This is a genomic window from Paraburkholderia nodosa (assembly GCF_001718195.1).
GTDB classification, from domain to species: Bacteria; Pseudomonadota; Gammaproteobacteria; order Burkholderiales; family Burkholderiaceae; genus Paraburkholderia; species Paraburkholderia nodosa_A.
In genome coordinates this window covers 147,767-162,180 of record NZ_MCNV01000005.1, presented here as the reverse complement: position 1 = coordinate 162,180, position 14,414 = coordinate 147,767, and the positions used below count along the sequence as shown (strand labels likewise).

The window sequence follows — 14,414 nt, the reverse complement described above, 5'->3', positions numbered from 1 at the left end:
TCCTCACGAATGTCGATGGTCGCAGATACAGCAGGTAAGGCACGAGGTCCTCGAAACTGCGCATCACGGGCTCATTATGCGCCGCATGCCCTGCGGGAACAGCCCCGATATTCACCTGGCATCACGTTGGCAACATCGATGCAAACGTATACTCCCTGCCAGTATTCGCCTATACTGCCCCACAGTATCTTCAATCGATGCCGTCATGCCCCATTCCCCCGAAGAAAAGAAGCGCGTGCTCACGCGCGTGCGCAAGGTTCGCGGCCAGCTGGACGCGCTCGAGCGCGCGCTGGAGGAAGGCGCCGATTGCGCGCCGGTGCTCCAGCAACTGGCGGCGATTCGCGGCGCGATCAACGGCGTGATGGCCGGTGTGCTCGAAAGCCACCTGCGCGAAGAATTTACCCACCTTGCGGGATCAGCGGAGTCCCCGGGATCGATCGACGATGTCGTGACCCTCGTTCGAACCTATTTACGCTAGCTCACCGCGGGATTTTTCCCGCGCCGATTCGGCCGACCTTCTTTTTTTACAGGACTACTATGAAATCGCGTGCTGCAGTTGCGTTTGGGCCGGGCAAGCCCCTCGAGATCGTCGAGATCGACGTCGAACCGCCCCGCAAGGGCGAGGTGCTGGTCAAGATCACGCATACCGGCGTTTGTCATACCGATGCCTTCACGCTCTCCGGCGACGACCCGGAAGGCCTCTTCCCCGTCGTGCTCGGCCACGAGGGCGCCGGGATCGTCGTGGAAGTGGGTGAGGGCGTGACCAGCGTGAAGCCCGGCGATCACGTCATCCCGCTCTACACCGCCGAATGCGGCGAGTGTCTGTTCTGCAAGAGCGGCAAGACCAATCTGTGCGTGTCCGTGCGCGCGACCCAGGGCAAGGGCGTGATGCCCGATGGCACGAGCCGTTTCAGCTACAACGGCCAGCCGCTCTATCACTACATGGGCTGCTCCACGTTCAGCGAGTACACCGTGGTGGTCGAAGTCTCTCTCGCCAAAATCAACCCGCAAGCCAATCCCGAGCAGGTGTGCCTGCTGGGCTGCGGCGTGACCACGGGTCTGGGCGCGGTGAAGAACACCGCCAAGGTGCAGGAGGGCGATAGCGTCGCCGTGTTCGGCCTGGGCGGCATCGGACTTGCTGTGATCCAGGGCGCGAAGCTCGCCAAGGCCGGCCGCATCATCGCCATCGACACCAATCCGGGCAAGTTCGATCTGGCGCGCGCCTTTGGCGCCACCGACTGCGTAAACCCCAAGGATCACGAGAAGCCCATCCAGCAGGTGATCGTCGACATGACGGGCTGGGGCGTGGATCACAGTTTCGAATGTATCGGCAACGTCAACGTAATGCGCGCGGCGCTCGAATGCGCGCATCGTGGCTGGGGCCAGTCGGTCGTCATCGGCGTGGCCGGCGCGGGTCAGGAAATCTCCACGCGCCCGTTCCAGCTCGTGACCGGCCGCCGCTGGCTCGGCACGGCCTTCGGCGGCGTGAAAGGACGCTCGCAACTGCCGGGCATGGTCGAAGACGCGATGGCGGGCAAGATCCAGCTCGCGCCGTTCGTCACCCACACGAAGCCGCTCTCGGGCATCAACGAAGCGTTCGACTTGATGCACGAGGGCAAATCGATCCGGACCGTCGTGCACTACTGACACGCAAGGAAGGAGACAGACCATGGCCCCGGCCATTCACCCCACGGTTGACCGCGGCATCCAGAAAGGCGCCGAAAGCTTCGCGGGCGGCACGCTGCGCTGCCCGTCGAAAGACGCGGGCTGGGACGGCCCCGGCTTCGCAGCCTTCGTGTCCTCGATCATCGAGAGCGGCACACCGCCTTCGGCCATGGCCGACGTGCGCCAGACGCTGCGCGACAAGGGCCTCGAGCCGTACGGTTGTCTGCGCCCCGCGCTCATGGACATTCTCTCCACTCAGGCTGCGAAAGCCAAAGGCACTTACCGGGAGGCCTGAAACGCTTATGGAGCGCATTGAACGACACGTCAGCCACGGCGGCAGCCAGGAGGTCTGGAAGCACGCCTCTTCCACCGTTGGCGGCGACATGAAGTTTGGCATCTATCTGCCCGAGGCTGCCATACACGGGCAGAAATGTCCCGTGTTGTACTGGCTTTCGGGCCTGACCTGCACGGAACAGAATTTCATCACCAAGGCGGGCGTGCAACGCTACGCGGCGGAGCACGGGATCATCGTCGTCGCGCCGGATACCAGTCCGCGTGGCAGCGATGTGCCCGATTCGCCCGACTACGATCTCGGCCAGGGCGCGGGCTTCTACGTGAACGCCACGCGGGAACCGTGGGCGAAGCATTTCCGCATGTACGACTACGTGGTCTCCGAATTGTCCGCCCTCGTCGAGGCGGGTTTTGCGGCGAGCGAGGCGCGCTCGATCAGCGGGCATTCGATGGGCGGGCACGGCGCGCTGGTGGTTGCACTGCGCAATCCGGGCCGCTATCGCAGCGTATCCGCATTCTCGCCGATCGTCGCGCCGAGCCAGGTGCCGTGGGGCGAAAAAGCGCTCACCGCCTACCTCGGCGATGACCGCGAGGCGTGGAACCAGTATGACGCCGTGGCGTTGGTCGGCAGCGCGCGCGAACGCTTGCCGCTACTCGTCGAACAAGGCGGCGGCGACGAATTCCTCAATGCGCAGCTACGGCCGGAATTGCTGCAGGCTGCCTGCGCAAAGGCGGGACAACCGTTGACGCTCAACGTTCGTGAAGGCTACGACCATAGCTATTACTTCATCGCCAGCTTTATCGGCGAGCATATGGCCTTTCACGCCAAAGCGCTGGCTTGAAACGTGCCGCGCGCCCGTTCGCTGGTTTCGGCGGACGGGCGCGTTCTCTATGGTCATCCAAAGGCAAGGCGCCGAGGCCGCCGCTACGTATAACCCAAAGTCATGCGGCCAGGAAAATAAAGCGCATTGACGCTGTACACCCCATCCTCCAATACTCAAAGGCAACACGCTATCAATGCCAGGCCAGGAGAAAGAGGATGACGAGCGCCCCGCTTTTGGATGCGACACGCAGCACGATCGAACCGACCCGCAAAGACGCGATCTTGCGTGACGTCCGGGCCTGGCGGCTCGCGCGCGTGCAGGAGCAATTACGCAAGCACAACGTGCCCGCCATCCTGCTCTATGACCCGGTGAACATTCGCTACGCGACCGACACTTCCAACATGCAGGTATGGGCCGGCCGCAATCCCGCGCGTTACGTCATGGTCTTCGCAGACGGTCATGTCGTCGCCTGGGAATTTCACAGCAGCGAGCATGTCTGGGACGGGCTGGACCTCGATGTGGAATTGCGCGGCGCGCTCAGCTGGACATTCTTCAACGCGGGCCACGAGGCGGAGCGCCGCGCGCAGGTCTGGGGTGCCGAGATCGTCGACGTATTGCGCCAGCACGCACCCGGCGAACATGTGCTGGCAGTCGACCGGCTCGATCCGTTCGGCGCAGCCTACCTGGAAAAGCACGGCATCTCGCTGCTCGACGGACAAGCCCTGATGGAAACGGCGCGATTGATCAAGTCGTCCAGTGAACTCGTGTTGATCGGCGAATCGTTGCGCACCTGCGAGGCGAGCATCGGGCGCATGAAACGCGAGCTTCGCCCCGGCATGACCGAGAACGACCTGTGGGCGTATCTCCATTACGAAAATATCCGGCACGGCGGCGAGTGGATCGAGACCCGGCTTCTCGCTTCCGGCGACCGCACGAACCCGTGGATGCACGAATGTTCGTCGCGCGTTCTACAGAAAGGCGACCTGCTGGTCTTCGACACGGATATGGTGGGACCGAACGGCTACTGTTCGGACATCTCCCGTACGTGGCTCGTTGGTGACGGCCGTCCTTCTGACGAGCAGCGCAAGCTCTACGAGTATGCGTTTGCACAGGTCCATTTCAATATGGAGCTTCTTCAGCCGGGCATGACGTTTCGAGAGTTCTCGGAAAAGGCGTGGAAGATTCCGGAGCCGTTCGTCAAGAACCGTTACTGCTGCCTTGCCCACGGTATCGGCATGGTCGACGAATATCCTTCGATTGCCCACCAGGTCGATTGGGACAGCGCGGGCTACGACGGTCGCTTCGAAGTGGGCATGACGGTGTGCATCGAGAGCTATATCGGTGCGGAAGGCGGTACGCAGGGCGTCAAGCTCGAGCAGCAAGTCGTGCTCACCGAGAACGGCTGCGCCTCTTTGACCGGTTGCGCCTTCGAGACTGACTGGCTGTGACATGTGGCGTGCGGCGTTCAGGGACGCACTTCGCGCTCGTTACGGCGTGCCCGCTAGCACGCCGTCCGCGATTGCGCGGGTGATTAGAACTTTTGACGGATTGCAGCGCGAATCACGAGCTGATTCGAGTTAGACGAAACGTCCGCGGCACCCGGAACATAAGCGACGTCGAGCACCGTTTGGGTCTTGTCGCCGCCAACGTGCTGATACGCACCCTGCAGATAGAGATCCGTGCGCTTCGACAGATTGTAGTCCGCCATCAGACCGATGGTCTGATAGTTCGGATGCAGCTTGCCGGTGGTCGCATTGAAATCCGCGCGCGTGTAGGTGTACATCGCACCCACGAAGAAGGCCGGGGTGAACTGATATTTCCCGTTCACTTCGAAGTTCTGGAAGCGCAGCGACGACAGATTCGATCCGGCGGGAGGCGTGATCGCGCCAATATAGCCGTTGCTGACCGGTTGGGTGACGTCGGTGTTCGTGTATGCAAAGCCCAGCGTTGCCGAACCGATCGTATCGTTGATCCCCGCGCCGAAGATACGCAGGCGTTGCGCCAGGAAGTTTTCGTCGCCGCCGTTGTTGATCGCGCCAGTGGCCGTCGAAGATGGGTTGTTGGCCTGCAGATATGACGCCGCGATCAAAAGCGAACCGTTCGTGTACTGGGCGCCGACGCTGTACTGTCGGTTGTTGGCAAAATTCGTGTCGTTGCTGAAGCTATACGTGCCGCCGAACTGGAAACCTGCGAGCGACGGGCTCGTATATTTCGCCGTGTTGTTCACGCGAAACGTGTTGTCCGTGTTGTCGTTGTCATACGGGTGCGAAAAGAGATAGCCGGCCCAGTTTCCATTCGCCGTAGTCTGTGCGAGAAAATCGACCAACGAGTCGTACTGGCGCCCCAGGGTGACCGTACCATACGTGTCGCTCGCCACGCCAACAAAGGCCTGCCGGCCAAACATCAAGCCGCCCTGCCCGAGTTTCCCGTTATTGACGTTGAAGCCGTTTTCAAGCTGGAACACGGCTTTCAGACCACCGCCGAGATCCTCCGCGCCCTTCATGCCCCAACGGCTGCCTTGAACATAGCCGCTCTGCAGTTCATACAGCTTGCTGCCGCCTGCATTGTTGGTGAAGTCGAAGCCTTCGTCGATCACGCCATAGAGCGTTACCGAGCTTTGAGCCATCGCGGGAGCGGCAAATGCCGCCAATATCGATGCCGCGATTACACTGCGTCCTTTCATCGAAGTTCTCCAAACCTGGTTGTCATTCGAGAACGAATGATCGTATGTACGTTTTCTGATTGATTAAATATGTAGCTTACCTAAGTATTATTGTCTGTGGTTGTCTCCTTTCATTGTCATCAATCTATGGCACGACGAGGAACCGGTGCGCGGAGTATTGAAGCAACGCCGCAGGCTTTCAACGTGATTTATTTTCCTTTTCGGATGACTTTAAATTAAGTGATCTCTCGGCACTGCTACCGCAATCTATTCGATTCACCTTGCAGTTGCCGAGCCGGTGCCTCGACATATTCCTCAGGCAACGGGGTATCCGGCTCCGGCGTGCCCAGCAGCGCCTCATGAGCGTTCGGCAGCCGCGTCGTGCGATATTCGTTGGGCGACTCGCCAAATTCCTTGCGAAACTCACGGCCGAGATGCGAGGCGTCGGAAAAGCCGCATGACGACGCGATATCCGCAACCGTGCGGTCCGAACTCGTCAACAGCCATGACGCCATGCGTATGCGGATCTGCCTCGCGTACGCGCCCGGCGATTTGCCGGTTTCCGTCGTGAAAAGGCGTTCGAGCTGGCGCACCGAAACATCGAGCCTGTGCGCCAGGTCCGGCAGACTCAGCGGCTGGCCAACGTGTTGCTCCATTAGCAGAATCGCGCGCCTGACCTTGGGATGCGTGGCAGGCGCGAGGCCCGGAGGATGCGGTTGCGGCGCGTTGCCTTTCTGCGCGTCGTCCACGAGCAGAATACGCAGCGCCTTGCGCACGATCGTGGCCTCGACATGGCGCAGCAGAATCGCCGCGGCCACGTCGATCGACGCACGGCCGCCGGAACACGTAATGCGCCTTCTGTCGATCACGAAGAGCCGGTCCGCAACGAGGTCGCGCTCATCGGCTTGCGGAAAACGCTCGACGAAATCCCAGTAGTGGAACCAGCTCACGCAAATTCGATAGCCGTTCATCACGCCGGCCCGGGCGAGTGCGAACGCCCCCGTACAGAGTCCCACGAGCGTGGCCGGCGTTTCGGCCATCGCGCGAATGAAGGAGAGCGTTGCGTCGCTGGCCGGCGGTCCCGAATGCAGCAGCCCGCCTACGATCACGACATAGTCGAACGCCTCGTCCGCATCGAAGGTCGTCCACGGTGTGATCTGGATTCCGCAACTGGCGCGAACCGGAACGAGGTTTTCTCCGACGATGGTCCATGCGCACCGCACCGGCCGGCTCATGTCGCCTTCGTCGCTGGCGAGCCTGAGCAAATCGACGAAGCCGGAGAACGCGGTCAACGTGAAGTTGGGCAATAGCACGATCCCGAAACGCAGCCGCCTCGCCGCCGTGGCTTCGCTGTCAATCGCGTGGTGAACCATGAGGACCGCCTCTGTCAATGCATTCCAGACAATCGATACGGTCGAAATCCGTTGCCCGTTGATTAGCCTGTGATAATTAGCCGGTGACCGCAACACCGGCATCGAGCCAGTCGCGCATCATCGCACCGGCTTCTTCGCTGAGCCAGTTCCGAAACTGCAGATACTCGGTGCGAGGCCGCGCATTCCGGTGCGTAATCAGATAGTGGTAGCGGTCTCTAAAGACAAGCGCATCCGGAACAGGCCGTATCAGGCGTCCCTGCTCGACCTGAAGATGGAGCAGATGATGCCAGCCCAGCAGCGTCCCTTCGCCGGCTTCCGCCTGCGCGACGAGAAGCCGGTAGTCGTTGCTCTCAAGGTTGCGGTTTTCAGCCAGCATGTCCGTGCCGTCGCCCTGCTGGAACCAGTTGCGCCACACTCGCCAATCCACGTGTTCGCACACCTGGGCGCGCCCGAGCAACGAGAGATTCAACGTGGGTTCGGAAAGCAGGTCGAGCGGCTTGAGTTTCTTGCCGCGAAAATACCGGTCGTAAAACGTCGGGCTGCAAACCGGATAAACGACATCATGAAACAGCGGCTCGACCTCATACTCCGGCTCACGCGGCGGATTCTTCGTGATGATGATGTCGGGCTCCATGAGTTCGTCCAGCTCCATGAAGTGCTCGGTGACCATTACGTGCAGCCGGATATCCGGAAAGCGCGCACGAAACGCCGGGAGGCGCTGCGACAACCAGAGGGCCGAAAACGTATGCGAGACGCAAATCGTCAATGCGTGCCGATCCGTGCGCCGCACCGCCTCCGCCGCTTCGGCGATATTCATGATCGAGAGGTACGACGCGTTGTACAGAATTCGTCCTGCGTCGGTCAACGCGATATGCCTCCCGGTGCGCTCGAACAGCGCGACATCGAGCGAGTCTTCGAGCTCCTTGATTTGTCTGCTGATTGCGGCCTGCGTCACGCAGAGGACCTCCGCCGCCTGGGTAAAGCTTTCGTATCTCGCCGCCGTCACGAAGCAACGGAGAGCACGGAGCGACGGCATCTGGGCGAGGAGTCTGTCTGCGAATAGCTGCTTCTTTAACATGGCTTGCGCTCTTTAAACGGGTGCTCGCATGGCGCATTCAAGCTCGCCACGAACGATAAAGGGATCCGGATGAGAATAGTGTGCGAGTCCGTTTGCCCCGTGGCAAGTGAGGCGTTCCATAATATGGGTCTTATAAATGATGCAGCATCGCCCTTCTACTGTGGTGCCGCCAGTTCGCCAGCCGTTTGTTCGCCGCGCGGAGAAAAGTGTGATCCGCTCGAATGACAGGCCCGAGCGCAGCAGCCCGGTCACCACGGCCTTTGTGATTGCACCCGTTCCAACGAATCCGATGCGCATTAGCATGCAAGTCCTGTTCAGCTGTGGCGCAAGCGCGCCACGGAAGGCGAGCGGGGCCTGACGGCCCGCTCGCGCGCGTTACCGCTGCCAGTTCAGGCGAGTTTCAACCAGGTCGTCTTCAGCTCGCAATACTGGTCGTGTGCGTAGACCGACTTGTCGCGGCCGCCGAAGCCCGATTGCTTGAAGCCGCCGAATGGCGTCGAGAGGTCCCCCTCGCCGAAGCAGTTTACCGTGACCGTGCCCGCACGGATCCGCGCCGCAACCTTATGCGCACTGTTCACGTTATCGGTCCACAACGAAGCCGCCAGTCCATAGCAGGTGTCGTTCGCGATGCGAATGGCGTCTTCCACGTCCTCGTATTCGATAAAACACACGACCGGCCCGAACACTTCTTCGCGCGCGATGGCCATATCCGGCGTGACCTGATCGAAGATCGTCGGCTCGACGAACCATCCGCCGGTCTCGGTCAGCACGGCACGTCCGCCGCAAACCACGCGTGCGCCCTGCTCCTTCGCTTTCTCGATGTGCGTCAGCACCTTCTCGTAGTGCTTTTGCTCGATCAGCGCGCCGAGCTTGGTGTCCGGGTCGAGCGGGTCACCCGTCCTCCAGCGCGCGAGAACAGCCTGAACTTTCTCGATCAGTTCCGCCCGATTGCTCGATGGAACGAGAATGCGCGAACCGGCGCTGCAGTTCTCTCCCATATTCCAGAACGCGGCGGCGACGGCCTGTTCGGCGACCGCATCGAGATTCGCGACATCGGGAAAAATCACCTGCGGATTCTTGCCGCCGCATTCGAGCACCACACGCTTGAGGTTGGTATCCGCGGAATAGTGCAAAAAGCGCTTTCCGGTCGCGGTCGAGCCCGTGAACGCGACGAGGTCGACATCGGGATGGCGGCCCAGCGCCTGCCCCGCGCTATCGCCGAAACCCGTGACGACGCTGAACACGCCCGCGGGCACGCCGGCCTCGAGCGCGAGATCCGCGATGCGCAGAGTCGAGAGCGACGTTTGCTCCGCAGGCTTCACGACCACGCTATTGCCAACCGACAAAGCGGGACCGATCTTCCAGGCCAGCATCAGCGCGGGGAAATTCCAGGGCAGGACCGCGCCCACCACGCCAATCGGCTCACGCGTGATCATGCTGACGACATCCGCGCCCGAAGGCGAGAGCGCGTCGTAACGCTTGTCAGTCAATTCGGCATGCCAACGAATGCAGGCTGCCGACTCGGGAATATCCAGCGCGAGGCATTCGCTGATCGGCTTGCCCGCCTCCAGCGCTTCGAGAAGCGCCAGCTCGTCCACATGCTCGTCGATCAGTTGCGCGAGGCGAAGCAGCACCGCCTTGCGATGGGCCGGCGCGGCCCTTGACCATACGCCAGTTTCGAATGCATTGCGGGCAGCGGCGACCGCGTGATCCACATCCTTTTCACCGCATTTCGCCACTTCCGCAAGCACCTTGCCCGATGCCGGATTGAGCGTAGCGAAGGATTCTCCCGCTGCCGAATCACACCGCTCTCCGGCGATGAGTGCCCGGCCGTCGAGTGCCAGCTCCGCGGCTTTCTGCTTCCATTCCTGATGCGTCGTCATCTCGTGTCCTTGGTTGATTAAAGCTCGGCGCCCGCCGACATTTCCTTTGCCCAGATCGTCGCCGACACGGCCATGTCCACGATGGGCCGAACCGGCAGAGAACGCGGGTGGGGTTGATTCAGAAGCTGATGGACAAGCTCGCTGCTTTGGCCAAGCGCGTATTCGGCAATCAGCTTGCCCGACGACGATCCTCGGCTCAGCCCGAGCCCGTTGCAGCCCACCGCTTCGAGAATGCCATCGTCGCGGCGGCCGAACAGCGCGCCGTTGTTCGCGGAGAGACACAGTGGACCGCCCCACGTGTACTCGAGCTCGACGCCCTCGAGCATGGGGAATCGGCGGTCGAACGAGCGCTGATGCAGCGTTTTCGCCTTCGCGAGATCGGCTTCGGACACCTGCAGTCCCGGCCTGAACGCAAAATGGTTACGCACGCAAATACGGTCCGTGGCAAGACGGCGCACGGTCGTGCCCATGGGGTCAGCCGGGATCAGCGCCCACGACCGCGTTCCGCCCAGCTTCTCGACCTCGCCCGCATTCATGACGCGCGTCATCGATGCAAAGGTGTAGACGGGCAGCAAGCCATTGGGGTGGATGCCGAACGTCGCAGCATAAGCGTTCGTGCAGAGAATCACCTGTTTGGCGACGATCTTTCCCTTGGCGAAATGCAGGACTTTCTCGTTGCCGCGATGCTCGATTTCGGTGACTGCGCTCAGCTCGAATACCGTGACGTTCTCCGGCTGCGTGGCCGCGAGGCCGCGCATGAGCGCCGCAGGCTGCACCGTGCTGCAGCCCGGCGTAAATAGCGCCCCCTGATAGAAGTCCGTGCCCGTTACCTTGCGGATGGCTGCCTGATCGAGCCATTCAAAAGCTTCGTCGATGCGCGTCAGACCCCGCGCAAAGTGCAAAAGCGCGTCGAGCCCCTTCTTGTTGACCGAGGCGTGGAATTTCCCCTCGTCGCGCCAATCGCAATCGATATTGTGTTGCCGTACGATCGAGCGCACGTAGTCGATGCCGTGCCGCTGGAACCGCACGTCGGCCTTGTCCTCTGCCACGCTGCGCGAATAGCTTTCACTGCTGATGTCGTGCGGCAAATCGACGAAGAATCCGGAATTACGGCCGGCCGTCGCGCGCCCGATGCGATCGGCCTCGACTAGCGCGATCGATGCATCGGGCGCCAGTTCGGCAAGCCGGCGAGCCGCGCAAAGCCCGGTGATGCCGCCGCCCACAACGACCCAATCGTATCGATGCTCCGACGACACGCTTCTGGCAGGCCCCGCCGGCGGGAGACTCTCCCACCAGCCGTTGACGCCATCTGGCGCAGGAAACCGCGCGAATTCCAGGTTCGAGACCATTTTCGGTTATTACTGGGCGTTGCGAATAAGCGGTTGCACAAGCTGCGCAAACGCGCTGCGCTCCTCTTGCGTGAGCGAGCCGAGCGGTGCACGCGCCACACCAACCGGCAGCCCCACCAGTTCGCAACCGTAGCGCACGTACTGAATGAATTTGCCGCTGCGCTCGAGCAGTTCGAGCACCGGCAGCAATTGCGTCATCAGTTTGCGGCCCAGAACGAAATCGTTCTGTTTGACGCACGCATCGAACAGCGCCGTGTGTGCTTCCGGCAGGAAGTTGGAGGCGCCGCCTACCCAGCTCTTCGCGCCCCACGCGAAAAATTCGAGGGCCTGGTCGTCCATGCCGCAGCTGAGCACCAGCCGGTCCTTGAAGTGCGTGACGAGATGATGCAGATGCGAAATATCGCCGGTGCTCTCCTTCATGGCGATAAAGTTCGGGCGCTCGAGCAGCGTTGCCAGCACGCCATCGCTGATCTCCGTGCCCGTGCGGGCCGGAAAGTTGTACAGCATGATCGGCATGTCGAGCGCGTCGTCGACCTTCAGCATGTGGCTGAGCAGTTCTTCCTGCGTGGGCTGCGCGTAGTACGGCGCGGCCACCAGCAGCGACGACAGACCTGCACGCTTCGCTTCGAGACCCAGTCGAATCACTTCCTTCGTCGTGGTCGCGTTGATGCCCGCGGTCAGATAGGTTTTTCCACCCGCCGCCTCGGCAACGGTGTTGAAGGTCTTGACGCGTTCCTCGAAGCTCAACGCGTAGTATTCGCCGGTGGTGCCGCCGATCCCGAGTCCCGATACGCGGCCTGCGAGATTCGCTGCATGCTTGCCGAGCAACGCATGGTCGATTTCACCGTCTTCCTTGAACGGTGTGACCAGCGGAGTATGTACGCCCTCGAAGCTCATTTCGATTCCTTTGTTCAGTAGTCTTCAAACAGATAAACGGGTCTTCACTGCATTTGCGCGCTGAGTGCCTGGGCTTATGCCAGCGCGTCGGCGTGCGAATAAATCGGATACTGGTTGCACAGATCCCGTACGCGGCTGCGCACGGCGCGCTCGACGTGGTCGTCGCCGCCCGGCTCGCGCTCGACGCCCGCCAGCACTTCGAGAATCATTTCGCCAATCTGCTCGAATTGAGCCGTGCCGAATCCGCGCGTCGTACCGGCCGGCGTGCCAAGCCGGATGCCGGAAGTCACTGTCGGGTTTTCCGTATCAAACGGAATGCCGTTCTTGTTGCAAGTGATGCCCGCGCGCTCGAGGGCTTTTTCAGCCTGCGTGCCCGTAATGCGTTTGGAACGAAGATCGACGAGCAGCAGATGGTTATCGGTGCCGCCCGTGACGAGCGAGAGCCCGCCCGATTGCAGCACGTTGCCGAGCGCCTCGGCATTGCGCAGCACGCGGTCGATATAGCCCGCGAACTCAGGACGCAACGCTTCGCCGAACGCCACCGCCTTGCCCGCGATGACATGCATGAGCGGACCGCCCTGCAAGCCGGGGAACACGGCGGAATTGATCTTCCTGGCGAGGTCGCCGTTGTTGGTCAGGATGAAGCCGCCACGCGGGCCGCGCAGCGTTTTGTGCGTGGTCGACGTCACGACGTCCGCGTACTTGATCGGATTTGCATGGCGGCCGGCCGCGACGATGCCGGCGATATGCGCCATATCGACCATCAGCAGGGCCCCGACGCTATCCGCGATTTCACGGAAAGCCGCAAAGTCGAGCGCGCGCGGATAGGCCGAATAGCCCGCGATAATGAGCTTTGGCCGGTGCTCCTGCGCGAGCCGCCGCACGGCGTCGTAGTCGATGCGACAAGTCTGCGGGCTCACGCCATACTGCACGGCATTGAACCACTTGCCGGAAAGCGCTGGCCGCGCGCCATGCGTGAGGTGGCCGCCGGCGTCCAGCGACATGCCCATCACCGTGTCGCCCGGCTTGACCAGCGCGAGCATGACTGCGCCGTTTGCCTGCGCGCCGGAATGCGGCTGCACGTTGGCATATTCGGCGTCGAACAGGGCCTTCACGCGGTCGATCGCGAGCGCCTCGATGCGGTCCACATGCTCGCAGCCGCCGTAATAGCGCTTCGACGGATAGCCCTCGGCATACTTGTTGGTCAGCACCGTCCCTTGCGCTTCCATCACCGCCGCCGAAACAATGTTCTCGGAAGCGATCAATTCGATCTGCGTTTGTTGCCGGCGCAATTCGAGCGCGATCTCCGATGCGATGACCGGGTCACGGCTCTGGAGCGTTTCAGAAAAGAAGCACGAGTATTCGCTCACAGGTCACTCCAGGAAGTAATCGTGTCAAGCAGGCCCTGCTAGTACATGAACTCGGGGCAGCGGGCCTTTCCTGCCCCCGTGAATACGAACCTGGTGGTTACTGCTGCAGCCAGGCATTCAGCTTGTCCGGGTGCGCGTCGACGAACTTCTTCGCGGCGGTCGCATAGTCGTTCGTGCTGTTGCCTTCGAGTTCGATGGCTTCGACATCAGCCAGCGTCAGCTTGAAATGCTTGAAGAACACGTCGGCGCGGGGAAACCTGGTGGCGAACTGTTTGGATGCGAACGCGTGGACCTGTTCTTCGCCGCCCAGCGTGCCCTTGGGGTCCTTCAGGTAGCGCATCTGCCATTTCTGCCAGAGCCAGTGCGGGCTCCAGACCGTGGCCACGACCCACTGCTTCGTTTGATACGCACGCGACACGGCAGCGAGCATCCCGGCTTCGCTCGACGACTGCAGGTTGTAGCCATTCAGGTCGTAGGCCTGAACCGACTTCTGGGAGGCCTGCATGAGGCCCGAGCCCGGACCAATGCCCTGGATCGTGCCGTCGAGCTTGCTTTTGACGTCCGGCTTGTTCAGGTCCGAAATCGACGACACTTCCGACTCCGGCACGTAGGCGGGCACGGCCCAGCCGTTTCGGCCGCCCGTGTAAATGACGCCGACATCATCCAGATCGTTCTTGTACTTCGCGTAGTACACAGCGTGCGTCACCGGTAGCCAGCCGCCCACCATGATGTCGAGGTCGCCGCGTGCCACGCCCTGGAACTGAATGCCGATGTCCGCATTGACGAACTTGACCGGCTGATTCAGTTTCGCTTCGAGCACGTACTTGGCGACGTTGGCCGTGGCGAGAACGTCGGCCCAGTCGGTGATCGCCAGCTTGATCGGCTCCGCCGCTACCGCAGACCCGACGCCGACACTCATGGCGACGACCGTCGATAGCGCCAGCTTCGTCACGAGTGATTTGAAAGTATCGCTAATCATGTTAGTACTCCGGATTTATATTGAAACTACTCATTCGTCACGG

13 protein-coding genes are annotated in these 14,414 nt (G+C 61.5%); 5 read left to right on the top strand and 8 right to left on the bottom strand.

Annotated features, from left to right (window positions below; genetic code table 11):
* Positions 1-205 precede the first annotated feature (205 nt).
* The 5 genes from frmR (at position 206) to BFD71_RS11835 (ending at position 4,228) form a co-directional block, all read left to right on the top strand.
* A complete protein-coding gene (gene frmR / locus BFD71_RS11855) occupies positions 206-478 on the top strand; it encodes a formaldehyde-responsive transcriptional repressor FrmR (RefSeq protein ID WP_028203886.1) in 273 nt (90 codons plus the stop codon).
* A 59-nt stretch (positions 479-537) separates the two neighbouring features.
* Positions 538-1,647 (top strand): S-(hydroxymethyl)glutathione dehydrogenase/class III alcohol dehydrogenase, encoded by a 1,110-nt coding sequence (locus BFD71_RS11850; RefSeq protein ID WP_069263847.1) that lies wholly within the window; start codon positions 538-540, stop codon positions 1,645-1,647.
* A gap of 22 nt (positions 1,648-1,669) precedes the next feature.
* Complete coding sequence (locus BFD71_RS11845) at positions 1,670-1,960, top strand: hypothetical protein (protein WP_069263846.1); 291 nt, start codon at positions 1,670-1,672, stop codon at positions 1,958-1,960.
* A 7-nt stretch (positions 1,961-1,967) separates the two neighbouring features.
* The gene (fghA, locus tag BFD71_RS11840) at positions 1,968-2,798 is read left to right on the top strand and encodes an S-formylglutathione hydrolase (protein ID WP_069263844.1); all 831 of its coding nucleotides are present in this window, start codon (positions 1,968-1,970) and stop codon (positions 2,796-2,798) included.
* A 197-nt stretch (positions 2,799-2,995) separates the two neighbouring features.
* Positions 2,996-4,228 carry a M24 family metallopeptidase gene (locus tag BFD71_RS11835; protein ID WP_069263842.1) on the top strand — a complete coding sequence of 411 codons (1,233 nt, stop codon included), beginning with the start codon at positions 2,996-2,998 and terminating at the stop codon, positions 4,226-4,228.
* Between the two features lie 83 nt (positions 4,229-4,311).
* On the opposite strand, the gene BFD71_RS11830 is transcribed toward BFD71_RS11835, so the two are convergent.
* The 8 genes from BFD71_RS11830 to BFD71_RS11795 form a co-directional block, all read right to left on the bottom strand.
* Positions 4,312-5,463: a porin gene (locus BFD71_RS11830; RefSeq protein ID WP_069263840.1), complete on the bottom strand. Its 1,152-nt coding sequence runs from the start codon at positions 5,461-5,463 to the stop codon at positions 4,312-4,314.
* Between the two features lie 236 nt (positions 5,464-5,699).
* A complete protein-coding gene (locus tag BFD71_RS11825; protein WP_083245201.1) occupies positions 5,700-6,815 on the bottom strand; it encodes a GlxA family transcriptional regulator in 1,116 nt (371 codons plus the stop codon).
* 76 nt (positions 6,816-6,891) lie between these two features.
* Positions 6,892-7,893: a LysR substrate-binding domain-containing protein gene (locus BFD71_RS11820; RefSeq protein ID WP_069263839.1), complete on the bottom strand. Its 1,002-nt coding sequence runs from the start codon at positions 7,891-7,893 to the stop codon at positions 6,892-6,894.
* A gap of 389 nt (positions 7,894-8,282) precedes the next feature.
* A complete protein-coding gene (locus tag BFD71_RS11815) occupies positions 8,283-9,776 on the bottom strand; it encodes an aldehyde dehydrogenase (protein ID WP_069263837.1) in 1,494 nt (497 codons plus the stop codon).
* Between the two features lie 17 nt (positions 9,777-9,793).
* A complete protein-coding gene (locus BFD71_RS11810) occupies positions 9,794-11,125 on the bottom strand; it encodes an NAD(P)/FAD-dependent oxidoreductase (protein ID WP_069263835.1) in 1,332 nt (443 codons plus the stop codon).
* A gap of 9 nt (positions 11,126-11,134) precedes the next feature.
* Positions 11,135-12,022 (bottom strand): dihydrodipicolinate synthase family protein, encoded by an 888-nt coding sequence (locus BFD71_RS11805; protein WP_069263831.1) that lies wholly within the window; start codon positions 12,020-12,022, stop codon positions 11,135-11,137.
* Positions 12,023-12,096: 74 nt separating this feature from the next.
* Positions 12,097-13,392, bottom strand: coding sequence for a serine hydroxymethyltransferase (gene glyA, locus BFD71_RS11800; RefSeq protein ID WP_069263829.1), 1,296 nt, complete (start codon positions 13,390-13,392; stop codon positions 12,097-12,099).
* A gap of 97 nt (positions 13,393-13,489) precedes the next feature.
* On the bottom strand, positions 13,490-14,371 hold the full coding sequence (locus BFD71_RS11795) for a glycine betaine ABC transporter substrate-binding protein (RefSeq protein WP_069263827.1): 882 nt from the start codon (positions 14,369-14,371) through the stop codon (positions 13,490-13,492).
* Between the last annotated feature and the right edge of the window lie 43 nt (positions 14,372-14,414).